Origin of the sequence: Sulfitobacter sp. D7 (assembly GCF_003611275.1) — a bacterium.
Classification (GTDB): Bacteria; Pseudomonadota; Alphaproteobacteria; order Rhodobacterales; family Rhodobacteraceae; genus Sulfitobacter; species Sulfitobacter profundi.
Genome location: NZ_CP020697.1, coordinates 17,746 through 41,686, shown reverse-complemented (window position 1 = coordinate 41,686; position 23,941 = coordinate 17,746). Strand labels below are relative to the sequence as shown.

General features: G+C 60.3%; 14 protein-coding genes. 3 read left to right on the top strand and 11 right to left on the bottom strand.

Annotation, left to right across the window (positions count from 1 at the left end):
• Positions 1-397: 397 nt before the first annotated feature.
• From B5M07_RS18225 to B5M07_RS18190, 7 genes are all read right to left on the bottom strand, one after another.
• Positions 398-736 (bottom strand): DUF736 domain-containing protein, encoded by a 339-nt coding sequence (locus B5M07_RS18225; RefSeq protein ID WP_017470241.1) that lies wholly within the window; start codon positions 734-736, stop codon positions 398-400.
• Between the two features lie 997 nt (positions 737-1,733).
• Positions 1,734-5,072, bottom strand: coding sequence for a DEAD/DEAH box helicase (locus tag B5M07_RS18215; protein ID WP_120352554.1), 3,339 nt, complete (start codon positions 5,070-5,072; stop codon positions 1,734-1,736).
• A 14-nt stretch (positions 5,073-5,086) separates the two neighbouring features.
• A complete protein-coding gene (locus tag B5M07_RS18210) occupies positions 5,087-8,482 on the bottom strand; it encodes a UvrD-helicase domain-containing protein (RefSeq protein ID WP_065331073.1) in 3,396 nt (1,131 codons plus the stop codon).
• Positions 8,479-11,133, bottom strand: coding sequence for a PD-(D/E)XK nuclease family protein (locus B5M07_RS18205; RefSeq protein ID WP_065331074.1), 2,655 nt, complete (start codon positions 11,131-11,133; stop codon positions 8,479-8,481). The genes B5M07_RS18210 and B5M07_RS18205 overlap by 4 nt, the downstream gene beginning before the upstream one ends.
• A gap of 2 nt (positions 11,134-11,135) precedes the next feature.
• Positions 11,136-13,313 carry a DEAD/DEAH box helicase gene (locus B5M07_RS18200; protein ID WP_065331075.1) on the bottom strand — a complete coding sequence of 726 codons (2,178 nt, stop codon included), beginning with the start codon at positions 13,311-13,313 and terminating at the stop codon, positions 11,136-11,138.
• Between the two features lie 5 nt (positions 13,314-13,318).
• Entirely contained in the window at positions 13,319-14,626 is a 1,308-nt protein-coding gene (locus B5M07_RS18195) for an ATP-binding protein (RefSeq protein WP_065331076.1), read from the bottom strand.
• Positions 14,604-17,147: a TerB N-terminal domain-containing protein gene (locus B5M07_RS18190; RefSeq protein WP_081285331.1), complete on the bottom strand. Its 2,544-nt coding sequence runs from the start codon at positions 17,145-17,147 to the stop codon at positions 14,604-14,606. Before B5M07_RS18190 ends, B5M07_RS18195 begins: the two co-directional genes overlap by 23 nt.
• A 416-nt stretch (positions 17,148-17,563) precedes the next feature.
• Here B5M07_RS18190 and B5M07_RS18185 point away from each other — a divergent pair, with 416 nt between their 5' ends.
• The 3 genes from B5M07_RS18185 to B5M07_RS18175 all read left to right on the top strand — a co-directional run bounded on the left by B5M07_RS18185 (position 17,564) and on the right by B5M07_RS18175 (position 20,018).
• Complete coding sequence (locus B5M07_RS18185; protein ID WP_227511479.1) at positions 17,564-18,145, top strand: plasmid pRiA4b ORF-3 family protein; 582 nt, start codon at positions 17,564-17,566, stop codon at positions 18,143-18,145.
• A 246-nt stretch (positions 18,146-18,391) separates the two neighbouring features.
• Positions 18,392-19,222 (top strand): type IV toxin-antitoxin system AbiEi family antitoxin domain-containing protein, encoded by an 831-nt coding sequence (locus B5M07_RS18180; protein ID WP_065331078.1) that lies wholly within the window; start codon positions 18,392-18,394, stop codon positions 19,220-19,222.
• The gene (locus B5M07_RS18175; RefSeq protein ID WP_227511480.1) at positions 19,212-20,018 is read left to right on the top strand and encodes a nucleotidyl transferase AbiEii/AbiGii toxin family protein; all 807 of its coding nucleotides are present in this window, start codon (positions 19,212-19,214) and stop codon (positions 20,016-20,018) included. The genes B5M07_RS18180 and B5M07_RS18175 overlap by 11 nt, the downstream gene beginning before the upstream one ends.
• 13 nt (positions 20,019-20,031) lie before the next feature.
• On the opposite strand, the gene B5M07_RS18170 is transcribed toward B5M07_RS18175, so the two are convergent.
• The 4 genes from B5M07_RS18170 to B5M07_RS18155 form a co-directional block, all read right to left on the bottom strand.
• Entirely contained in the window at positions 20,032-20,430 is a 399-nt protein-coding gene (locus B5M07_RS18170; RefSeq protein WP_227511481.1) for an ABC transporter permease subunit, read from the bottom strand.
• Positions 20,427-21,161: an ABC transporter ATP-binding protein gene (locus B5M07_RS18165; RefSeq protein WP_007120582.1), complete on the bottom strand. Its 735-nt coding sequence runs from the start codon at positions 21,159-21,161 to the stop codon at positions 20,427-20,429. The genes B5M07_RS18170 and B5M07_RS18165 overlap by 4 nt, the downstream gene beginning before the upstream one ends.
• Entirely contained in the window at positions 21,161-21,901 is a 741-nt protein-coding gene (locus tag B5M07_RS18160; RefSeq protein ID WP_007120581.1) for an ABC transporter ATP-binding protein, read from the bottom strand. Before B5M07_RS18160 ends, B5M07_RS18165 begins: the two co-directional genes overlap by 1 nt.
• A gap of 83 nt (positions 21,902-21,984) precedes the next feature.
• Positions 21,985-23,940 (bottom strand): hydantoinase B/oxoprolinase family protein, encoded by a 1,956-nt coding sequence (locus B5M07_RS18155; protein WP_120352553.1) that lies wholly within the window; start codon positions 23,938-23,940, stop codon positions 21,985-21,987.
• Position 23,941: the final 1 nt, after the last annotated feature.

Genomic DNA, 23,941 nt, shown 5'->3' with positions numbered 1-23,941 from the left:
CGGTGGCCCTGAAGTGAGACGCTGCCCCCCGGGATGCACGACGATGATTTGCGATTTCGTTGCCTGCGGCAAAGGGTGAGTTTGCCGCCCCTTGGCGCTTCGCCTAGACGACCGTGGCGCGGGTTGCTCAACTGAGAGAAGGGGTGCGCTTGGCCTCTCTCAGCGGGCTGCCAGCTCTCCCTGCGGACATTCGGTTCCGACTTGGGTTCGCGCGATGCACGTTGTAGCTGAACAAAAGGATCGGAGCCGCGTCAGCGACCTATCCAATCTGACTATCCGCCTCGGCGTCCGCGTCCGAAATATGCGGCGTCTTTCGGACACCAATCTTGCGCCCGCCCGGGACAAGTTCCCCCGGAACGAGAAAGTGCCAGACCGCCGAGGCGGTCTGGCCCCTGGCTCAGGCTGCGTCTTTCGGACCCCAGGGGATGACGGCCTGCAGGGACAGATCGTCCTGGTTCGCGGCCTTGCCGAGGTTGGCGTTGAAGCCGTGGTCGCGGATGGTCAGCGTGTAGTAGTCGGCGCCGGTCTCCTTGTTTTGCTTCTTCCAGATGCCGCCGCACTCGACCAGCTTGCCGCGCGGGGAGCGGCCGAGGACGCGGTGCGTGGGGGCCATCGGGTTCGTGCTTGCGACGGGCTCGACCGTGATGTCGAGGTCGAAGGTCAGGGTCGAGATGGAGCCGACGCCCTTGGCGGTTTCGATGTCGGCGCTGGTGAATTTGATGCAGTTCGTGGTCATTGCTCTTCTCCTTGTTTGCGTTGCAATGATGGTCACCTTGCAGCTGGCCAAGGCCCGGCCACACCGAAGGCGAAGCACAGCGGAGAGGGGCAGGCGCCGATCTTTTTGCTCCGCGCGGAATGGCCCGCAGGGGCAGGGGAAAAAGATCGGCGACAACCTTTGTGGACGGGACGACAGCTGCGACCAGCATGTCATGCAACTCAGACAAAGGGAGAAGTGCGGGGCCGCGAAGGAAACTGGGTGAACAGCCGAGGGAGAGAAATGCCTGTGGTGGCGATATTTCTGTCCTCTCGCTCCGAGCCGCATCCCGACCAGTCGGAGCTTTGCTGACCCTGCCTCACGTGCCGCGACGGCTGGTTTCCGTGGCAACGCGATGTGTTTTCTGGACGAACAGCATGGAGACCGTCGAAGCTTCGACAACGTGTCCGGATCACTCGAATTTCGAACGGACCCTCTACGGCAGCCCGATAGCCTGCGATCCGCGCATCACGACCATCACCGACCTTCTGCCAGCTGCGGCCAATGCAATCCGGCGGTCGCCGGAAATCGTTTGCGACCCATGATGACAGGGCGGCACAGCATGTCCGGCAAAGCACGGAACAACAGCGGCCGAGACGCGACGTACGAGATCACTGATGTCACGCGCCCGCCCCAGCGACCGTAACCGAATGGCCGAGATGAAGCGTTGCCACGACCATGCGACGGCTGGTCGAGCTGGCTCCGGAGGAGACGGCACGGCCAGCGGCACGTCGCAGGGAGAGGCGGCGTTTCAGCTCGGGGAGGGCGGCTGCGTGCAGCCGACCGAGTAGGGCGCGGTCCTGACCAAAGGGCAGGAGGGGCCAAGATCATCAAATCCGGACGACTGTTGCACACAAAGTATCCGGAGCCTCTCCGCACCAAAAGATGGAAAGCTAGGACAACTCTCAACGAGAAAGACGCCGAACATTTCGTTCGCTCCACTGCAATTGGGTTGGGCCATTATCTGGAGGTTGGCTTTCTAGCTGCTTGCGATAACCTTCAGCCGCATGGCGCGCGTTTCAAGGAGATAAGTCTCCACGCTGGCCAGTAGATGCAGTCCCTCCTCTGTGACAGCCGATCGCGACAGGCCAGGCTGAACGATGCGCACATCGAATTCGTAGCGATAGTCCTGCCAATTCGCTTTCAGCTTTTTGAGGAATGCGGCTGTTCCCTGTTCGAAGCGGGAAGTCTGGCCCTTCTCCAGCCGTATCTTCTCCCGCTTCAACATATGTATGAGCATTCTGTTGGGCCGATCACGCCAGCGTGCGGATTTCTGCGCTTGCCCGCAAACTTCATAGAGATCCTTCACTCGCGCGCCGGGCGTGTCGGAACTGGAGTATTTGCAATGGTGAAGCGTCACTTGGACGAGACCTTCAGTCACTCGAAGGGTGACGACGTCCGCGATCTCTCCAGCCCCATCATCGTCGAAGATGATGTCAAAGGCGTCGCCTTCTGCGAGCAATGTCTCGATTACGCGCCGTTGCACTGAGTCAGTCCGCTTTTCAGGACCCTGCGCCTCGGCACGTATATTGGTCTCCGACCAATCCCAAACCTCGATCCGATCAGCGGAATACGGTTCCACCAAGACGCCTTCAGGCAGAGCATAAAGGTGACTGTAGATCAGCAGTGAACCATCCCCAAAGTCGATCTGTGGGGAATCCTCGCCGAAGGATTCCGAGAGCGACTTCGTCTTGCCGCTGACCTTGACGGTTGTTTTCGGCCCATAGCGCTGCGGATAGCTGGCACCCCCTTCAGCAAAAACGATTTCGAATTCGGCGATGTGGTTATCGCTGCGCACCGTGAAGCGCAATGGACCCGTGCGTTCATGATCCAGAAGCTCGATGTCGCATTCAGCGAAGGCTACGGGTTTGTCGCCGAAACTGATTTCGATCCGGTCCTCGATTTGCGTCAACAGCGATTCCGGCCAGTGGATCGCGACCGGAGGCACCTGCGGGCGTTCGCTGATCTGGCGAGGTCGCATCGCACTCTTGAAGACGCCATCGGTGGTGATCCCTGGATCTTTGACGGCTTTGCCGATATCCGCGCACCAATCGACCCAATCAGTCAGATCGCGAACCCGCGAAATCGACCAGAACTTGCCTTTGGCCGAACAGCCACGAGAGGCGGGAACACCGTCGAGGAAACCGGTTGCGAACACGTTGTTCTTGATGCGCGACTGGGACTTCGCAGTGTCGAGTCCGTCGGCGACATCGACACCCATATACATGGAATAGCGGACACCGCGTCCCTGATGGTGCGTCAGGCCAAGATTGCGCAGGATCAGGCGATTGAACCCATGCAGGCTGCGGAAGACCTCCTCGCCCTCGACCCGGCGCGCTGCCTCACCGCAGACCGCCTTGGCCAATCGGTCATACGGTCCCTTGATCGAGCTGCTGATATATAGGAGCTGACTATCGGGATCCCAATGCATCATGTGCAGGTCCCAGGTGACATTGGTCGCGTGCTGGGCCGTGGTCCAGCCGGCCTGCTCTTCGGAGCGGGTGACGAAGATGGCGACACGCTGGTGTGGGTTGACCTTCATGCCGAGATATACGCCGGGACTATATAAGTCCTCGGCCCGCAAAGGCTCCCAACCGTCGCAGTTGGTGCGATAGACGACGGCGTTCATCTTCGGTTCGAGCGTCTGCAGGGGAATGTCGCTCAAGTCGCCGACAAAGCCCTTGAACATCTCGGCACGGCGGACTTGCCGGTCGATCTTCGCGGTGCTGAGTGCCTCGACCAGCGCATTCCAGTCGGCATCCTCCGCATAGAGCTTGGCCAGCGAACGATCAATGTCGTCAATGCCGGTGTTGGCGATGACCGTGGCGTCGCCGAGGCGTGGATCCTGGCGGGTGAAGCGGCCGACAAACTGGATGGTAACGGCGATGCTCTTGTGCGGGTCGTGCAGGGCGGCGATCTTCAGTTCCGGCAGATCGAAACCTTCGCCGAGCATGTCCACGCAGACAATGATCCGGCTCTCGAAGCGCCGCAGAGCGGCAAGGTTTGCACGGCGTTCACGGATCGACTGCTGGCTATGGACGATGACCGGACGAAGTTCTGGGTACATCTCGCTGTAAAGCTGGTGGAGGGCTCTGGCGCGGTCGATAGTTTGGCAACGCGCCATGGCGAGATGGTTGAGGCTGACGTCCAGATCACCCTGGAGGACTTCGCCGAGCTTTCCCGCGATCGCGAGATCGGCGTCTGCCTGATCGAGCCCGAAGACCGCCTCGAAGCGAATCGGCTTGAAATAGCCTTCGGCCTGCGCCTTCTTGAGCGGATAGGTGTAGATGAACTCGCCGTCGACGCGCCGGCCGTCCTCACGGAATGGTGTGGCGGTGAACTGGACGATCGGGAGCGGTGGCTCACGGTCCGCGAATAGGCCCCGAAAGCGCGCCCATGTCGGGGCGCCGATGTGATGAGCCTCGTCGATAAACAGCGCCGAGGCGCGTGCCGCCATCCGCTCCTGGACCGCCGCTTCGGCGCGACCGGCGATCTGCATCGTTGTGACGATGACATTGGCACTGTCGAAGATCTCATCCACGTCGGCTAGCCTCGTCGGAATGTGCGAAAGGCGCATCACCACTGGAAATGCTGCCTTGTCTTCCAGGCATTGCTGTTGCCTCAGCACGCCGAAGGTCTCGAACTTGCCCGCGATCTGCTCTCGAAGGGCGTCCGTCGGCACTACGACCAGTAGCCTCTCGAAGCGCTGGTGGACGTTGAGCGCGAGCATGGTTTCCGTCTTGCCGGTGCCCGTCGGCATGACGATGGTGGCCGGATCGATCGATCGCGTCGCATGGGCCAAAGCCGCGTGCAGTGCGCCGATTTGAGGACGTCGCAGACCGAGCTGGGCTGGCCGCTCGTTTTCGGCTGCTCGTCCCTCGCGGAGATGAAAGGCGCCCGACCAAGATGCCGAAACCGCGGCCAGCCGTTCGACCCGCGCTTGGCGACTCAACGTGTCGATGCGGATGGGCAACGGGGCCATCCACCGGCCTTCGCCGGCGTCGAGTGCTTCTACGATCTGCGCCGGCTCACTCGCGCCGGGGACCAGAAGAATGAGCTCCGCCTCCAGCGACGTAGCGGTCTTCGCGTTGATGATCTTCAGTATCTCGCCAGACGGCAGCGTGGTTTCATGACCAGTCACACGGCGGATTGAAAAGGGACGCAGACGGCACCGTACGCGCTGCGGCGGAGCCGCCAATTGGCGTATAGGGCTTCCCAGGGCCTTGCCCTCTATCGCAAGCCGAGCAGGCAGCAGCAGTTCGACTTCGGGATTGAAGAGATCATCTTGGACGGGCTCGGTGCGCTTGCGGGAGGCCATGGTCGCGTCCTCGGCTATGCCGCAATCGTCTGGGGAGAAGGCGGGACGGTGATCACCGTCCCGTTCGTCATCAGAACGATCAGGCCCCGTTCGGCTCCGGTCATATCGAGATAGGCACGCACCTGAGCCCGATAGTGATCAAGCGTCTCCTGGGCGGGATTCACGTCGCTCTTCCAGTCGATCACGACGGCTGGCCGACCTTCCGGATTAACCGAAATCGCGTCCGCGATGCCCGCCGTCGCAACCAGTTCGGCCTCCTCTTGCTGAAAGGCATAGACCGGAAACTCAGCGAGCAATGAGGGACGCAATGCCGCCACCTCCGACAAGGCCAGCGTTCGCGTCACGCAACCGGCCAGTTCCTCAGGCGAAAGCCCGTCCGCCGGATCGGAGGAAGGCTCCTTGCCGAGCGCAGAAATGAGGTCTCCAGCACGCGCGGTGAGCGCCTCGTCGGCCTCGTTGCATTCCCCTGTCAGGACTTCTTCCATGAGCTTGTGAAGGATCAAGCCACGTTCGCGTCCGCCCCGGATGGAGGCGAGCGCGTCGGCGTCCGGCACCTGAGCATCAGCCGAACCGGCCCAGATGTCCGGTTCTTCTTCCTGAAGCACTGAACCTGTTGTCGTCTCGTCGCGGCTCGGCGCAAGCCAGGTCAGATGCATCTGCCTTTCGACAATCGCACCAGCCTCAGTGGCGAAACTCTCCCGTGTCTGACCGTTTTCTGTAGCGGCTGTCGCCGCGATCGTGTCGAGCGGCAGATGCGACACGTCAAGGTGAGGGAGATCTGTCAGGGACAGGTCCACCAGGCCGATCCAGGCTGATTTCGAAGGCGTTACGTCGAGCCGCGGCAAGACCAAGAGTTCCCGGGCGCGGGTTGCTGCGACATACCAGAGCCGGACCCGCTCGCAGTCCAGTTCATCCTTCTCTGCCTGCCGCGCCGCGTCATAGCCGGACGGAGGGACACCCAGAACCGGGCAGTAGAAGGTATCAGTCTGGCGATCGGTCACAGCGCTGTCGGGCGCCATTACCCCTGTCATAGTGTTGATGGGGATGACGACCGGCCATTCAAGACCTTTCGCGGCATGCATCGTGTAGAGGGCGACGGCTTCTTCCTGCGCATCGGGCCGGCCTTCCACCGCGCGGGCCTCATCCGCCCATGCCGCCGTCATTGCCTCGGAAAAGGCCCGCAGACCCCGTACCGCATAGCTGACGGCGAGGCTGAGATAGAGATCGACATTGGCAAGTGCTCGTTCTGCCTGACCGCGATGCCGCTCCAGAAGAACCGGGCGTACCCGAAGGACGTCGACGGCCTGCGAAAGAAGATCGTGTGGTGTCGTGCTTTTGGCGCGTTTCTGGAGCCCTTGCAGCCGCTCGATCACATCGCGCGCCAGCGGATGCACTATTGCCGCGAGGTCGACGCCGAGGTCGAGCCGTGGGATCCGGACGGGTTCTTCTTCCGAACGCGGAAGCGCCCAGACGATGTCCAGAAGCTCCTCTTCGCTGAGCCCGACAAGCGGGCCGCGCAGCAATGCGCCGAGCGCCAGCGTATCACGACGATCGGCGAGAACTCGCGTGATCGCGATAAGGTCCTGCACTTCCTGCCGGCGAAACAGACCTTTGCCGGCCTGGGTTGCGACCGGGATGCCCCGGAGCTCAAGGGCTTCTTCATAGCGCCAGAGTTCCGCGCCGGTCGGGGCGAGCAAGGCGATGTCGCCCGGCTGGCAGGGGCGTTGTGCACCGGCTTTGCGATCCTGGACCGGATGGCTGCCGATCAAGCGTGCGCAAAGTTCAGCCACCGCTTCGGCTTCGGCGTCGCGTCGTTGCTCGGCACTGGCCTTGCCGTTCTCGTCAGCGACCGCGATATCGATCGCCGAGACGCAGACGCCGTCTTCCGGATCGTCGTGGAAGGGATCAAGCGCTGTGAAGCCGGGCTGGCCATCAGCCGACAGGACAGTCTCGAACCGTTCGTTGACGAAGGTGAGGATCGAGGCACAGGAACGGAAATTGGTCGAGATCGAGACGAGGCCGTCCGCGTCGTGTGTCGAGAAGGCCGTGCGAGCCTGGACGTAAGCGCCGACATCCGCGCCGCGGAAGCGATAGATTGCCTGCTTGGGGTCGCCAACCAAGAAGAGTGCGCCCGGCCGAATCCGGAAACGCGTCCAGTCCTGCGGATCATCACCGGGATCACCGCATAGACGCCAGAAGATTTCGGCCTGAAGCGGGTCGGTGTCCTGAAACTCGTCGACCAAGACCTTTGAATACCTCTGGCCGAGCGCCTGTCGCACAGTTTCATGGTCGCGCAACAGGTCGCGCGCGGCGTAGATGAGATCGTCAAAATCGAGCTGGGCGCTGGCGCGCTTGTGCTCACGATAGCGCGCAAGGATTGTGCCTGCTTCGTCGATCAATGTCGTGAGGACCTGGCCGGAAACCACCTGGAGTAGTGCGGCCCATGCGGCACAGCACGCTTCGTACAAACCGCTGGCCGTATCGTTCAGCCTGTCGCCGTCTGCCTTGGACAGCCCTGCCTGCTTTGCCGCTGCCGCCCATTTGCCCTTCTTGCGGTAGGCGTAAAAGCTGCCCGTCCCGGTCGTAAGGTCGGGATGCGGGCGTGCAACCAGCAACCCGACGAGCCCGGCGGGCGTGGAACCATCTGTAACCGATGGAAGGGCGGCCGCCATTTCAGAAAAGCGCACGGCGAAGACCTCCGTTTCCGGCTCATCAACGCCGGCGCCTTGCACAAAGGCCGAAAGTTCGTCGGCCGCCTGCTGGAAGGCTTGCAGGTGACCTGCAAAGGGCATCGCCTGCGGTGCGACCAGTTTCCTCGACCGCCGGAGGGCTTCGGCGATCTTGTGCATCAGAGCGACGGTCTCTCCCGGGTTATGCAGCACCATCTCGGCGAGGACGCCGCCCTGATCGCCAGACAATCGCTCGCGCAGCCAGCCTTCGACGATTTCGAGGAAGTTGAGATCGGCCTGGTTGCGGTCGATGACCGCTGCGCCCGGATCGATATCCGCTTCCGCCGGGTAGGGCTTGATCAATCGCTGGCAGAAGCCGTGGATGGTCGAGCAGGTGATTTCGTCGATCGCCGTGCTGGCCGACATCAGATTCTCGCGCTGTGCCGCAGACAGTCCCTCCGGCAAGCCGGCGCGGAGCTCCGGTGCGATATGGCCGGCGGCGAGATCTTCGACGAAATCCCGAACCCGCAGGAGGAGCTCGCTGGCCGCCAGTTCGGTAAACGTGACTGCCGCGATGGAACTTGGCGCGACACCCTGCGCCAGCATGACAGCGATCCTGCCGGCCATCACGGCGGTCTTGCCCGATCCCGCGCCGGCCTCAACCAGAATGGATCGGTCATGACGGCTGATCGCGTCATGCCGGGCGCCATCATCATTCAGAACTTTCACGCTGCTCATCATTCCGCCTCCCAGATCGGCGCGACCTCACTGAGCCGCTCGGTCGAGGCGGCTTGTTTGCGTTTGCAGTAGGTGGCGCCTGCGTTTGCCGGCAGGGCAAAAGCGAGATCGTCGTAGTCGCCTCCGGTATCCGGCCCGGGCAGTGCCGCGCCGCTGGCCAATGCGGTTCTCGCCGCCCGCAGATATGCCTTGATCTCCGCCAGGACGATGTCCGGCTCGTCGAGCTGGAGATCGAGCGGTTCACGCGGATAGAGCAGCGAGGCGCTGATCGCGATGTGGTCGCCCAGGAGCGCCTTGACGGCGAAGGCATAAAGGCAACGCTGAAGCTCGCGGCCGCCGTTTACACGGATGTCGCCTTTGGGCGGCTTGCCGGTCTTGTAGTCGCGCACGAGTGCCCGGCTGCCGTCATCAGCGATGTCGAGCCGGTCGATATAGCCGGCAATGTGAAATCCGGTGTCGGGGATGATCACCGGCACACTGGCGTCCCAGGGCAATGCCGCCTCCGACTTGGGCTCGGACCCGCCGAACGGGACCTCGCCAAAGGATCGGCTGCCCGGCAAATGATCATTGCCATAGGCAAGCGCCTGTCCGGCAAGAGCGCGCGCATCCCCGAGCGTGCGGCCCCAGATAACAGCGGGTGGAACGGGCCGCTCGCTTTCCCACTCGGCCGCCACCGCACCAGCGGCTTGGTCCACCGCAGCCTGAATGGCAGCCACGTCGGCCGACGCCAGGCCGCCCGTCGCTTCGAGGTTTCGCAGGGCGCGGTCGAGCACCAGATGGATGAGGTCGCCGGTTTGCAGGGCGTCAAGCACGAGCGGCTCGGCACTGCTTTGCGGGGATTTCCAACCGAGAGCATAGCGCCAGAGGAAATTGAGGGGGCTGCGCAGCAGTGTTTTGAGCGAGCTAGCCGACTGAGTCCGCCCGAGGATCGCGAGAACCAAAGGATGATCGGACCTGACCAGGCCATCATGAGCTGTCACATCGGCCATGCGCCAATCGCGCCAGCAGGAACGCGCACTCAATGCCTGGGGATCGGCAGCGAATTCCTGCGGCCGCGCCATCAGCCGGTCGGTTTCACTGAAGGCATGGGCGGGAACGGCGTTGCGCCGCAGATAGGCATCCTCGTCATAGGTGGCGAGGACGGGGCTGCGACCCAGCAATCTGCCGTCGCTGTCGCGTCGGGCGCGGGAGAGGACGACGTCGTTGCCCGTAGTGGCGAGGATCGTATCAAAGTCACGGCGATCTGCCAGATTGACGGGAAGCGGGTCGAGCTCGCCCGTTGGAATAATGTGGTCCGGGATCAGCCGATCTTCGGCGATCCCGCGTGGCCAGCGGGAGGAATTGAGACCGATCAGCCGAGCGAAGCGTCGCGGCGACGCGGCGAGCGCGCTGGCCGGCATCCAGGCCACGGAGACGGAGGCCTCGAGCCCGTCATCCTGTTTCAGTGTTTCCAGCGTGCTGTCGATCGCGCCGGCGGGCCCTGCCAGAAGGGCTTTGCGCCAGATGGACAATGCCCGGCCCTTGAGGAAGGCTTCGCCGATTTCCTGTGCCGCGTCCGGTCCCTTTGCCAGCAGATCGACCGCAGCACGCAGCACCGGGGCGTGATCCATGCCGTCGGGCCAGTCGTCTGGCGCGAGGCGCGCCAGCAGTTGGTTCCAGGCGGACGGTGTTGACAAGGGTGCATCGCTTGGAAGGACGCGCATCCAGTCATCGGGAAGGGAAGCCATAGGTGCAGAATCGCCGCACAGGGCGGCGAGACGGCGCAAGCGCGACTGCGAAAGGCCGCGCACGATGATGTCGGCGAGTGCCGCTGCCGCTTGTCCGTCACGTGTGGTGACGGCCGGGACGCCATGAACGAAATGCAGATCGATATTGGCATCGGCGCGCAACGCGAGAAAATGATCGTCGTAGTCGGCCGGCGACGCGGTGGCGATGGCAATGTCGGCGGGCGGTACGCCCGACGCGAGCAGCGACCGGACCCAACGCAGTGTCTCGACTGCCTCATGGTAAGCGGTCGCGGCACTGACGGATCGAATGGCCGGCGCCTCAGCATCGCCTCGAGCGACAGGAACGCCGCTTTCCTTGAGCCAGGCCGGGACAGGGCGGGGACCTGACGTCCATTGCATGGGGGTGTGCTCGGCGAGCGCCTTCAGTAGAGGCCGCCAGCAGGGAGACAGTTCGGTCAGTCCGGCGATTTCCATCGAGCCGAATATGGCGGGCGCATAGGTGATCCGGCTGATGGCTGCGGCGACAATATCGACCGGCCGCATCATTCCGCCCGGAAGTTCGGCAAGGACAGCGGCCTCCAGGCGAGCGATGGCTTCAAGCCTTGGATGATCACCTAAACGGGAAGCGAGATCGATACCGGCCCGCCACGCCTTGTGCAGTGTGTCGGCGGCCGCACCGATCATGCCCGGCAGCATCTTGATATCTTCCAATTCGCCCATCGGTGTTTCAGGGAGGACCGTCTGGATCGCCGCGCGCAGGCTTTCTTCGTCGATTGCGCGGGCGAAACCGCCCGCGAGCCGCACCGCGGCTTGTTCGAACGACATGATCTGGAGGCCATGTTGACCGCTGCGGGCTGCCACAAGGCGGGCCTCCCGCATTGCGTGTTGTCCATAGACAATAAGCGTGGACCGGCACGTCGTGGACATATTCAAGTTCCTTTTTGAAGAATAGCTTTGACCAAATCGGGAAGTGCTTGTGTCGAAAGCTTTGAGGATTCAGCGTCCCGAACCAAAAGTTCGATAGTAAGAAATTGATGGAACTTATCTGATATCAGATTGCCTGCGCCTGCGAACAAATCGACGGGTGCGCCAGATCGAATATCTTCCAGCGCCGATCGAAGATCGGGCGTTTCGTCCCCGGCCTCTACAATCAGAAACCCGTCATGCTGTTCGACCGAAAACCCTTGACTTCTGAGTGCGAGCGCGAGGGTTGATGTCTTCACCGTACCGACCCGCGTCGCAATGACTGATGTATGCTCGCCGATGCTGTGCATGTTATTGGCCCTAAACCCCAGCTGTTCATAGTGAGCACGCGCTTCCTCGAGCATCATCAAAGAGACTGTGTCCATGTAAGCTGGGCTGGATTCCCCCTCGAGCACGGCGAACATTCGGTCGATCACCTTGTCATGAATGTCCCCCGCATCGCCGCCGAAGACTGGAGGCACACCAGCCTTAGCGGGTTTCACGACGATGACCTTTTCCCGATCATGGATTTCTTGAACTATCCAACGCCGCCCAGAAAAAATCAGCAGCATCCCAGGAGCAAGAACATTGTCGATCGGCAGGGTTCCAAGATCCCGCCCCTCTGCGACCAACCGGAACTCCTCAGGCGTCTGGAACACCGCATAGAAGCTGTAATGCTCAACCAGCTTTTCGCCCGCGGGTCCCAAAAGTAGCAGCCCGCTGCCGGCCTGTTCGATCAAGCCGGTTACTGGGTGGCCGATTGCACGCAACACATCTGCGAAGACTTCGGTTGTGACCTTCCGAAAGGGGCCTTCGCGGCAGAGCACGTTGTAGACCACGCTTGCAGACGCACCGCCGCGCTGCGCTATGACTGACAGTATCTGATGGACGAGTGTCGAGAGATGAAGCGCCTGAGGTTTTGGCGGTTCGCACCAGCCTTCAAGCAGGAGGTCTATCATCGCGATGGACCTGATCAGGCCGAGCCGAAGGCGATCCACGAAACTGCTCTCCGGCGTCAACTTGGCTTCGATAGCGTACTGCCTCAGAATGGCCGGCTGTCCTTCACGGCGGCCTGATCGGCCAAGCCGTTGTCGCAACGCCGCGACGCTGAATGGCGCACCGATTTGAGCCACGCAGGTCACGTCACCGATGTCGATTCCAAGCTCGAGCGTCGACGTGCAAACGGCGGTCGTCGGTTTCGCAGGGTCCTTCAAGCGCCGCTCAACGAAGTCACGGTGTTCTCGGGAAAGGCTCGCGTGGTGGGGATAGAATTCCTGCGGCAGGTGCTCCCGTTCGCAAAGCTCCCGCAACCGATCTGCGTAAATCTCGACCCGTTGGCGCGCTCCGGCGAAGACCAGGTTTTCGCTGCCTCGAAGATGCTTGAACAGATGGGCTGATATCGCTTCGGTTGCGGATGGGCTGTTTTCATCTTCATCGCCTGAGAGGTAACCACGAAGCTGAAGCCTCAATTCAGCCTCGCCGCCATCTGCTTCGATCAGCTGGACAGCGTTTGCGGCGTCAGGGCGAAGATAGGCCTTGGCGAGGTCCATGTCGCCTAGCGTAGCTGACAGACCTATCCGACGGATTGGGCGCTTTATCGCGAGCTCTAGCCGTGTGAGCAGTGAACGGAGCTGGACACCGCGTTCGCTATCCAAAACCGTGTGCAGCTCGTCGATCACGACTGCCCGCGTGGCCCCAAACAGGCGTGCAATTTCCAAACCGCGACGAATGAAAAGCGCCTCAAGGGACTCTGGGGTTATCAGCAGGATCCCTTTTGGGGATTTCAACGCGCGCGTCTTGATCGATTGCGAGACATCCCCGTGCCAGGGAACAACCGGAATCTCTGCTTCCTGGCAGATGCCCTCCAGCCGCATGGCCTGGTCCGTGATCAAGGCTTTCAGCGGACCGATGTAGAGCAGGTCGAAACCGGTGCCGCCCGACGGCTCGTCAAGCACCTGTGAAATCAACGGCAGGAACGCCGCCTCGGTCTTTCCGCCCGCCGTAGTAGCTGCAATGATTAAATCGTCATTGGTTTCGCAGATCGTCCGGATGGATCGCGCCTGGATGTCGCGAAGCTCGCGCCATCCTTGCTGACGTATCCATTTCTGCACAGGCCTCGCCAGTTTGTCGAACGCACTGCTCATCGGCGTCAGAGCTTGAAGCTGATCAGATCATCGTCACCAAGGTCTTGGGCACCAGTCGACTCGTCTACCTCGGTCATGTCTTCGCCGAGGTCTTCGGAGACTTCGATCTTTTCGATCAGATCGCTCCACTCGACACCGGGGTTTTGCTCGAGTACGGAAAGCAGGTTCACGAAGGCCGTCACCGTATTGCGCGGGGTGCGGAAGTAAGCTTCACCGATCCGGTCCGAACAATGCGCCATGAAGGCCTCGAGCGCGTCGTCCGGCAGAGCACCGGCATCGTCCTGCATGATCCGCCGCACATTGGCCAGAAGAACGAAGAGATCTTCAGGGGTCAGGCTGGCCAGCCGGACAACCGGTCCTGAAAGGTCGACCAATCCGTCTCGCGCGAAGGTGTTCTCGGCCAAACGCGATTGAAGGGCTTCGTAGCTATAGAGCCCTCGACGGGTGTTCATCAGAAACTCCGGGGTTCCACCCATAAGGAATCCGAGGTTCTCGGCGCTACCCTGCAGCACATCGTTCAGGATCCGGAGGATCTGTTCGTAGTTTGCATTGCGGGCCTGCGACGAAGTGAGCTTGTAGAGGTTCACCATCTCGTCGAGGCCGACCAGCAATCCTTTATACCCGGCCTCGCACACGAATGCCGACATCAGCTTCAGATGGTCATAGACACTGGCGTCGTCGATGATCGTTCGCACACCAAGCGCCTTGCGCGCGTCGGTGCGTGTGGCGAATTCACCACGCAGCCATCTCAAGGCAGCGGATTTCAACTCGTCGTCGCCGGTCTCATGGCCTTCCCAATATCGCCGGATCACCTCTGCGAATTCAAAACCCCCGGTGAGCTCTTCGAAGTGACCAAGGCGTTCACGAATGACAGACCCCGTGGGCGCATCGCGTTCCTCAGCATCGCGGTGTGCCTGGCTGACGAAACGCTCCACCACGCTGGCCAAGGCCCCGCCATCTGGCTTTGTCCGTGTCGACAGGTTTCGGGCCATCTCTGCATAGAGGCCTCGAGCTTGACCACCGGTCGCGTGAATGCGCCGGTCGGGCGCCAGGTCCGCGAACATCACCACCAGACCCTTTTCAAGCGCGACAAGACGGATCAGATTCATGAAGAACGTCTTTCCCGATCCGTATTCTCCAATGATGAACCGGATCGCCGATCCGCCGTCGGATATCCGGTCCATGTCCTTGACGAGCTCTTCAATCTCGCGGACGCGGCCGACCTGGATGTGACGCAGGCCGAGCTTGGGCACGACCCCGGCCCGAAGCGCCTGTACGATTGCATCGCGTTCACGTGGTTTCAACTTCGACATCCCTGCCCTCCGCACTCATCTTTTCTTTTACTGCCTCCGCAATCTCCGGAGACACGTCATATCCATCATACTCGTCGAGCAGCGCTTCATCGTAGGTCTCAAAAGCCCATTCATTCACGACTTCCAAAGCCCCGGATACCATCAAACCATGCGAGGCGCAGATCTTCTCGAACTCGGTCTCAGACCAATGCCCCCGGGTAAGTACTTCGAGGACAAGTGCGCCGTGTTTCGGGTCAAGCCCTGCCACCTGGCTTTGGTAGTCAGGCGTGGAGGCACCGCTTTCTTCCTCTTCGACATCGAAAATCTGACCGAGGACGGACGACACGCGCTCGGTGTCCGAACGGATTGCTGCGATCCGCGTAGCGTCGAGCTTGGGTCCGCTGGCTTTCTCAAGATCGGGTATCGCTTCGCCCGGACGACCCGGTTTCGAGGCACGAACAGTGCGAGGACCATCCGCAACTTCGCCAGCATGCAGGTCTGAGTAGGCAAGCGCAGGATCTAGACCCAAAGCCTTGTAGATTTTCTCGATGCTTGCAACTTCGTCGGAGTGAATAATGCCATCAGCATGTGCTGCACCAACCAGCGCTGCCCGCATAGCGGCCTGGCTGTCTTGGCCCACCTCCTTCAGTTTCCGCCGCAGAAGTGCCATGTCCGGTGGCACGGCCAGGAACCATTCAAGGTTTGCACGCAGCCTGCGGCGTTCCTGATCGCTGAGGGACGCGGCAGAAACCTGATCCTCCAGTGCCCTGCGTTCAGGATCCGCGATGCGACCATCCGCATGAGCAACGAACGACCCAAGTGCCAATTCAATCAGAGCGCTTCGATAGCTGTCGGAAACTTCCTCCAGTCTTTCGATGGGTTCGCCCAGGCTGAACAGGACAACAGGCTCCTCCGCCTTGGGCGACCGGAGCGCAAACCGAGGGTCGGGCGCCAGACCGAAACCGAGGCGGGCGAGCGCATCGGCCGCTCCTGTCATCTGCCGTTTCCCGATTTTCTCGCTCGTTTCTCCCTCCAGACGTCCGATCACCTCCTCAAGCGGCACCAATCCCCCCCGATCGACGATAGTGCTTGCCCAAGATTTCAAGCGGTCCATTTCCTCGGATGGGAAGGCATCCCACAGTTCAGAAGGCAGCAATGCATGAGCTTCAACGCTTCCGCGGCCATCAGGGTTTCGGCCCAGGAAGCGACTGAGCTTGTCGAGGTCGGTCATCACCTCGTCAGCCAACTCCTGGGCAATCTCAACCGGCTTGCGCAGGCCGGAAATATCGGGAACCGGCTTGCCGTCGACGGTTGGGTTGGCGGACCCCTGAAACTCGCTGGAGGCGGCCCGATAGGATGCCGTGAGAGATTTCCGGGGCTTTGTAACTTTGAGCCCATCAGGAAAACGCCGATCAAACCGCATACGGAAAAGAGCGACGAACTCGTCACGACACCGCGTCGCGGGAGTTCTCAGGTTTGTTTCCGGATGGCAGATGAACCAACTCAGCAACCAGTCAGCTGTCAGGTTCTCGCCTTTGTCGATCCGAGCTCCGATTGCGTATTTGAGTGAGAACGGAAGTTCCCAGCTCTGCCTCTCGAAAATCGGCTCGATAGCGTCGAGGTCGGTTTCGGCAAGCATCGCAATGTCGAGGAACTCGCCCAAATAGCGCCTGACGGAGTGGTTGTCAGGGTAAAGTGACTGCAGCCGCCGGACTTCCTGGACGATATCCTTGGCATCTTCGTTGGACTGATCGACGAAGAAGCGACGCTCCAGCCCGTAGAAGTACAGGAACATGTAGCCGGGGTTGTAGGAGGCGTCGTTGCGCCCGCTGGCCAACCAATCGAGGTAGGTCGCCCGGCACTGAGGTGAGATATCCGAGTATCCGGGCCAGTAGGGCATACCTTCACCAGCTTTGTCGGCTCCAGAGCGCGCGACAGACAGGGATGGATCGATATAGGCTCGGCACTTGTCACGATACCCGTAGGTGTTCAGCAAGGGAGGCGTGCCAACATAGACCATCCCTCCGATGGCGCGGCCGGCCACGCTAGCTGTTTCATTAGACGGGACCCACTCGCTTTTCGATGATCGGGCCGATGCGCTCGATGCCACTCGCGAGGGCTGGTTTCGTTCTGCGGCCGCGGCAAGTGCCGGCGCCGCAGACTTTCCAGCCCGAACGATTTCAGCGTAGTCCTGCTTTGGTGGGGAGTAAGCCTGCACGGCAGCCGGCTGTTTGGACGCGTTGGCTTCGCGGGTTCGTTCGCGCTCACGCTCGATACGCTTGTCGTAGGCACTTGGGCGCGGCACCGGCTCAGGTCGGGAGGGTAGGTTTGCGGAACTCCCCTCAGCTTGCGCCTTTGCAGCGACTTTCCGCGATCTCCGTTTTTCTTGCCACCAGACCAGAATGACGGGAACACCAAATGCAAACAACATCTGGCCGCCAATCGGCCAAGCCTGAAGCATTGTGGTCACCACGACCATGCATAAGAAAAAATATAGGACGAGAAAGAATGTAATTCGGAAAAACTTGATTATTGAAGACATTATCGGAACCCTCTTCGAACCACACTATTTTGCACAGCCATCTTTGCAACGACTAACGTCATGGTTGAAGCATTTCCCATGCTTTATGCTTGATTGGGCCGATGGCCACATACATCTGTTCGCACCGTTAAGGGCACACCCCCGCCCCAGTGACCGTAACCGGAACGGCCGAGATCGAGCCTTGCCACGACCATGCGACGGCTGGTTGGGCCGGCTCCGGAGGAGACTGCACTGCCAGCGGCACGTCGCAGGGAGAGGCGGCGTTTCAGCTCGGGGAGGGCGGCTGCGTGCAGCCGACCGAGTAGGGCGCGGTCCTGACCAAAGGGCAGGAGGGGCCAATGTTCCCCTTGAATGCTTCAGCTTAAGAATCAAAAATTACTTGAACGGCAGGGCCATTGAGACAGGCGGAACACACTTTGATTGAGCTGAAAATCGAACTTATTGGCATCAAACCACCGATCTGGCGCCGGATCCTCGTGCCGAATGACATCAGCTTGGACATCCTGCATTCCGTTCTCCAGGGCGCTATGCCTTGGCAAGACTATCATCTGCATGAGTTCGAGATTGGCGAAGACAGGTTCGAGGCCCGCGACGAAAGTGACGACAGCTGGGACCCAAACGATGGCCGGAAGGACGAAAAGAAGTTTGCTCTTGGAGAGCTGGTCAAGAAAGGCAGTCAGTTCACATATACTTATGATTTCGGCGATGGTTGGCGGCATCTCGTCACCGTTGAGAAGATTAGCAAACCAACCGGAAGACCAGATCTGGACTTCCCCGCCTGTGTTGCCGGAGAGCGAGCGTGCCCGCCAGAGGATAGTGGCGGGCCCTATTCTTACGAAGAATTTCTCGACGCGCTGACCGACAAACACCACCCGGAACATCGCGATACAAAGCAATGGGCGGGCGCGTTCGAACCGGAAGTGTTCAGCGTGCAGCAAGCCAATGCTGCCGTCGGTGCGATGTTTGTATGGGCAAAAGAACGCCACAATCGAAAGTGAAACCTGACTCTGGTTTGGCGCAGCGGCTTCGACAGGGGCACATAGCTTCGACTGTTCGATCCGAATGGCCGGATGTCTTCTCAGCCCTCCGAGGGCATCCACGCCCTGCTTTGCTGGTGAGCTTCAGAGTTGACAACCACCAGTCTCTTTGAAAATTCCAGAATTTGTCGATCCTTGACGGACTATCTCACAGGTTTTCACAGAAACATGTGGCCTCCTCTTTAAAAATATATCATTGTGTCGCGCATGAGTGGACAAGAACACGAAAAACTAAAGAGCCTTCTTGAGGCTGTTCCCACGGGGTTCCTCGTGGACTCCGCCTGGCTTGAGCACCACGGGATAGGCCGGCGTTCGTCCTACGCCTATGTCCAACGCGGCTGGCTAGAACGCCTTGGCCGCGGCGTCTTCCGCCGCCCGGCACCAGGCAACGCCACCACGAACACGCTCGACTGGAAGACCTGCCTGCTCTCGCTCCAGCACATCATGCACTACCCTGTCCATATCGGCGGGGTGACGGCATTGGGCCTGCAAGGCTATGCGCACTATCTCTCCCTCGGCGACAAGAGCACAGTCTGGCTCTACGGCTCAAAAATCCCCAACTGGCTCGAAAAACTGCCGCTCAACGCCGAACTCCGCACACGCAGCGTATCACTGTTCTCCGATCTTGAATTGGGTGTCGATGGCGCACGAAGGAATCCCGACGAGACAGCATCGTCCCTGCCCTGGGACTGGAAACTGGTGATGTCTTCGCCGGAACGCGCGGTGTTTGAGGCGCTGGACGAGTTGCCGGATCAAGAGAGTTTTCACAACCTCGACATGGCGTTCGAAAGCCTGACGACGTTGCGCCCGAGAACCCTCTCGGCACTGCTCAGCAGTTGCAAGAAGATCAAGGTCAAACGCCTGTTCTTCGTGTTCGCCGACCGCCACGACCATGCCTGGCGCAAGCGACTCGATCCGGAAGAGTTCGACCTCGGCAGCGGGGATCGCGCATTGGTCAAAGGCGGCAAGATACATCCGCGCTACAGGATCATGGTGCCCGAAGAGTTTGTAGGAAAGGAACGTGGTCATGGCGCATGAGGACTATGTCGCCCAAGTGGCGCTGCTCGTGCGGATACTGCCGTATGTCGCAAAGGAGAAAATATTTGCGCTCAAGGGTGGGACGGCCATCAACCTCTTCTATCGCGATCTTCCGCGCCTCTCGGTCGACATCGATCTGACCTATCTGCCTGTCAAGGACCGCGCCGAAAGCCTCGTCGAGATCAACGACGCGATGGACCGGATTGCCGCCGCCATCGAAAGCGGAATCACCGGCGCCAAAGCGCAGCGCATTTCCGGGGGTGGCGGCGGCGCCACGCGTGCGCTCGCCCGCCTCGGCACAGCCGAAATCAAAATCGAAACCTCCCCCGTTACCCGGGGCGTCGTGCATGATCCGGAACAACGCGAAGTCTCCGAAGCCGTCGAGGAGGCGTTCGGATATGCGACGATGAACATCGTTTCCTTCGAGGATTTGTTCGGCGGCAAGCTCCATGCGGCCCTTGATCGCCAGCATCCGCGAGACCTTTACGACGTCAAGCTGCTCTACGAGAATGAAGGCTTCACGGACGAGTTGTTCCGCACTTTTCTGATCTACGTCGCGAGTTCACCACGCCCGCCGCACGAATTGCTGAACCCAAACCTGATCGATCTGGATCAGCCCTATGTCAGGGAATTCGAGGGCATGACGAAGGAATCCGTCGACCTTGCGGAATTGATCTCAACGCGCGACCGCCTGATCGCGGACATCCAATCCCGCATGGATGAAGACGCGAAGAGGTTTCTGAGAACCCTGCATAAAGGGAAAACAAGCGCCGCAACAGCGACGAAACGCTTCTGAACATCCGCCTCGACTACCCGGTTGGCGTCACCGATCTGGTTGCCTTCCCGTAGACCAACAGCAGTGTATTCTGGATCACGAACCCCAAGGCAAAAGATGAAATCATCATCGCCACAGGCGTGGCATTGCGCATGTGCCTGAAGACAAAGAACTCGGAGGCGACGGCGATTGCAGCGCCGATCAGCAGCAGCAGCGGGATCAGCAAAATCGCCGGCGCTTTGCCCAAGAACATGACGGCAACTGCGTCCGTCGAGGGCACAATCAATGCAAAAACGCAAAAGGCGATGTATTCGCCGTGGGCGAAATTCACCAGTTTCATCACCCCGAAGATCAGAGCAATCCCAAGTGCGGCCATGGCATAGATGCCCCCAAGGCTCAGCGCATCAAAGAGCAGCTGTGGAACGGCGTTCATGTCGCATCCTCCGACTGGTTTTGCCCAAAGTAGGCTTCCTTAAGCAGATCGCTTTCCGCAAAGCCTGCCGCATCGCCATCGCCGGCAACATGACCCCCGCGCAGCAACACCATGCGCCCGCCAACCCGGGCCGCGCGGGCCGAGCTCTGTTCAACGATGATCAGGGTCAAGCCGCGTTCGGCCTGCAGATTGACGAGCGTTTCATAGACCTGATCGACAATATTCGGAGCCAACCCAAGCGAAGGTTCATCCACCATCATCAGTTTGGGATTGGTCATCAAACCGCGCCCGATCGCCAACATCTGTTGCTGTCCGCCGGACAGTGCTCCGGCATTGGCATGCCGCCGCTCACCCAGGATAGGAAAGCTCTGGTAGATCCCGTCGATATCCGTTTCAATCGCCGCCTTGTCCTTCCGGATGCCCGTGCCCACACGCAGGTTTTCCTCGACTGTCAGCGTTCCGAAAACCTCGCGGCCTTCCGGAACCATAGTCAGACCCAAACGCGCTATCGCTTCGGGCGAGCGGCCATTCAGCACATCGCCGTCCACCTCAATGCGGCCATGGGTCGTGGCAACGGCTCCGCAAATCGCCTTGAGCAGAGAGGACTTGCCCGCCCCATTCGGCCCGGAGATGAACAGCCTCTCACCCTCTTGAACAGTAAAGGAAACATCCGACAGTGCAGGCACTTTGCCATACCGAACCGCGACATCGAAAACACCCAGCTTTGACATCACGCGTGCTCCATGTTTTCTGGCGCATGCTCTGCGCCCAGATAGGCTTCGCGTACCGCCTGGCTGGCCAGGATCTCGGTCTTGTCGCCCTCTTCGATGATCTTGCCCGCGTCCAGAACATAGACGTGGTTTGACAATGACAGGACAAGCCCGACGTTATGCTCGATCAACAGGACACCGCAGTTCAGCTCATCCGCGATCCGCCTGATGATTTGTGCCAGATCATCCGCTTCGGTTTCGGACATGCCTGCGGCGGGTTCGTCCAGCAGCAGGTAATCGGGGGCAAACATCAGCGCACGCGCAATGCCGACCCTGCGCTCGTCCGTATAGGGCAGCCCGGCTGCGGGCAGTTCGGCAAGATGCCCGGCCCCCATCCAGGACAACACGCGCAGCGCTTCGTCTTCGGAGGCGCGCCGCGAATGGCCAAGGCCCACCCCGGTCACTGCAAGATTGTCCAGTACATCCAGCCCGGAAAACAAGCGCCCGGCCTGGAACGTGCGCGCAAGACCCCGGCGGCGAATGTCATAGGGCGCTTTGGCGTTGATGTCCTGCCCATCCAGCATGACCGTGCCTGACGTGGGGTCCTGAAAGCCTGTGATGATGTTGACGCAGGTGGTTTTGCCTGCTCCGTTGGGGCCGATCAACCCGACAATTTCCGCCTTCTTTAGCGAAATCGTCACGTCATCCAGAGCCTTGAAGCCACCAAACGCAACGCTGATTGATTCCAGTTCCAATGACAAAATCTTATCCTTCGCGTTCCTGTTCCGACCGTTGTGCGCCACAGCCGCCAACCGATGGCGGCTGTGGGTCCTGGTGATGCTCACTAGGTCCAGTGCGCCACGCTGCGCCGCTCGAAACTCTCGCGGAACTGTTCGATCGTCTTGGGCAGCGGCTCGCCGGTTTCCCAATCCAGGATCACCGCATAGCGTCTCACGGCGTCCATCGCGTCGATCTCGCCTTTGCGATACATCTCGGCAACCTTTTCAGGATCAATGCGGGCCCAAGCCACGCGGTTTTCACGAATATGCGCCCGCAGTTTCTCGGTCTCGGCCTCATCGACCTCATATTCACACAAGTCCGCATCAATCTCTTTGATCACAACGCCATAGTCCAACGCGGCTCGTTTGATAGAGACATAGTCATCCACCACATCCGTCAGAACAGCCTCTGTCTTGCGTTCAAGTGGGTCGCCAAAGCCGCCGCCCCCCGCGGTCGGGCGCGCAAACTCATCTCCCGAATACATCGGGAAGTCAGAGAAGACAGACCCAAGCCATTCGTGCGTGTCCGAGCCGGCGCGTTTGATGGTCAGACCATGCGGCATGGAGGGCAAACCGCCATCAACACCCCAGACGACGGCGCGTTCGCGGTCGCAGACATAGGACATGACGGATTTTTCACTTTCCAGAAGCAGGGAGGTTTTCTGCACCCCTGTCCCTCCGCGCCATTTGCCCGGGCCTGCGCTGTCTTTTTTGATCTGAAATTCAAGCGTCCGGGTCGGGTTGACCCGCTCGTTGCCTTCGTTGGGCTGAGACATGAGCCCGGTTCCGAAGCAGGCTGTGGTGACGTCGCTGCCATCCTTACCGCGCCGTCCGCCCCAACCGCCGGGGAGCCATTCGTAGAACATGAATGTAGAGTCCTCCTCGCGCCGCTTGTCCGTGCCCCCCGCCAACAGGTATTCAAGGTTGAATGCACAGGCGATGGCGCGCTCCGGCATGATCTCCGACCACATCTCGAAAACCGAGTTCATGATCTTTTCAAACGGCATCAGGAAGCCGGTGACCGCCGTGGGCCACTGGGCACTGACCACCGAATTTTCCGGCGCAGCGACAGAGAGCATCCGATAGAAGCCGGAGTTCAACGGCAGGTCAGGAAAGAAGGTCTTCATCCCCGCGACGACAGCCGAGAATGTGGCTCCCGGCGCGGAATTGTACATCGAACCAATCGTCGGGTGGCTGCCTTCGAAATCGTAGTGAATCTGATCACCCTTGATTGTCATCTTGATGTGGATCGGGATCATCCCCTCGCCACCTGACGGGTCCCGGTCGATGTAGTCGACGGATTTCCATGTGCCGTCGGGCAGCGCCGCAATACGCTGGCGCACGGCGCGTTCAACGTAGTCCTGCACCTCGTTCATGCCCTGCTTGACCTGCTCGCGCCCGTACTTTCGCACCAGCCGCAGGATTTCACGTTCGGCCACCTGCGTGGCCTGTGCCTGGCTGTGGATGTCACCGATAATCGACGCGGGGTCGCGTGTGTTGTTTGCGATCAGGTTGGCAACGTCGGAACAAAAATCGCCGGCACGGAATAGCCGGACAGGTGTGATCCGAACCGCCTCGCGGAACATGTCTTTCGCCGTCACATCAAACGAACCGGGCACAGAGCCACCCAGATCAGACCAGTGCCCGTTTGACTGCGAAAACCCGATCAGCTCGTCTTCATCAAAGATCGGCCGCACCAGACGGACATCGCTGAAGTGCGTGCCACCTGCGTAAGGATCGTTGATCGCGTAGACATCGCCGGGCATCATGTCGCCCTTGAAGACGCGAATAACGTCTTTGCAGGTAAAGTGCAGCGTGCCGACGTGCACCGCGATGTCATCGTTGCCCTGCGCAACCGAATTGCCTTCGGCATCATGCAGCGCGTTAGAAAAGTCTCGGTTGTAGATCACAAAGGAGTAACAGGTGCGCAGCATCTGCTCGGCCATCTGGTCAACGGATGTGATGAAGGAGTTCTTGAGAACTTCAAACGTGACGGGATCTAGGGCTTTTGAATCACTCATA

Coding starts and splice junctions, on each gene's coding strand:
- B5M07_RS18215 (WP_120352554.1), bottom strand. CDS start 5,072: ATGGCCTCCCGCAAGCGCACCGAGCCCGTCCAAGATGATCTCTTCAAT.
- B5M07_RS18190 (WP_081285331.1), bottom strand. CDS start 17,147: ATGTCTTCAATAATCAAGTTTTTCCGAATTACATTCTTTCTCGTCCTA.
- B5M07_RS18165 (WP_007120582.1), bottom strand. CDS start 21,161: ATGTCAAAGCTGGGTGTTTTCGATGTCGCGGTTCGGTATGGCAAAGTG.
- B5M07_RS18175 (WP_227511480.1), top strand. CDS start 19,212: ATGGCGCATGAGGACTATGTCGCCCAAGTGGCGCTGCTCGTGCGGATA.
- B5M07_RS18205 (WP_065331074.1), bottom strand. CDS start 11,133: ATGTCCACGACGTGCCGGTCCACGCTTATTGTCTATGGACAACACGCA.
- B5M07_RS18225 (WP_017470241.1), bottom strand. CDS start 736: ATGACCACGAACTGCATCAAATTCACCAGCGCCGACATCGAAACCGCC.
- B5M07_RS18210 (WP_065331073.1), bottom strand. CDS start 8,482: ATGATGAGCAGCGTGAAAGTTCTGAATGATGATGGCGCCCGGCATGAC.
- B5M07_RS18180 (WP_065331078.1), top strand. CDS start 18,392: ATGAGTGGACAAGAACACGAAAAACTAAAGAGCCTTCTTGAGGCTGTT.
- B5M07_RS18155 (WP_120352553.1), bottom strand. CDS start 23,940: ATGAGTGATTCAAAAGCCCTAGATCCCGTCACGTTTGAAGTTCTCAAG.
- B5M07_RS18170 (WP_227511481.1), bottom strand. CDS start 20,430: ATGAACGCCGTTCCACAGCTGCTCTTTGATGCGCTGAGCCTTGGGGGC.
- B5M07_RS18200 (WP_065331075.1), bottom strand. CDS start 13,313: ATGAGCAGTGCGTTCGACAAACTGGCGAGGCCTGTGCAGAAATGGATA.
- B5M07_RS18195 (WP_065331076.1), bottom strand. CDS start 14,626: ATGTCGAAGTTGAAACCACGTGAACGCGATGCAATCGTACAGGCGCTT.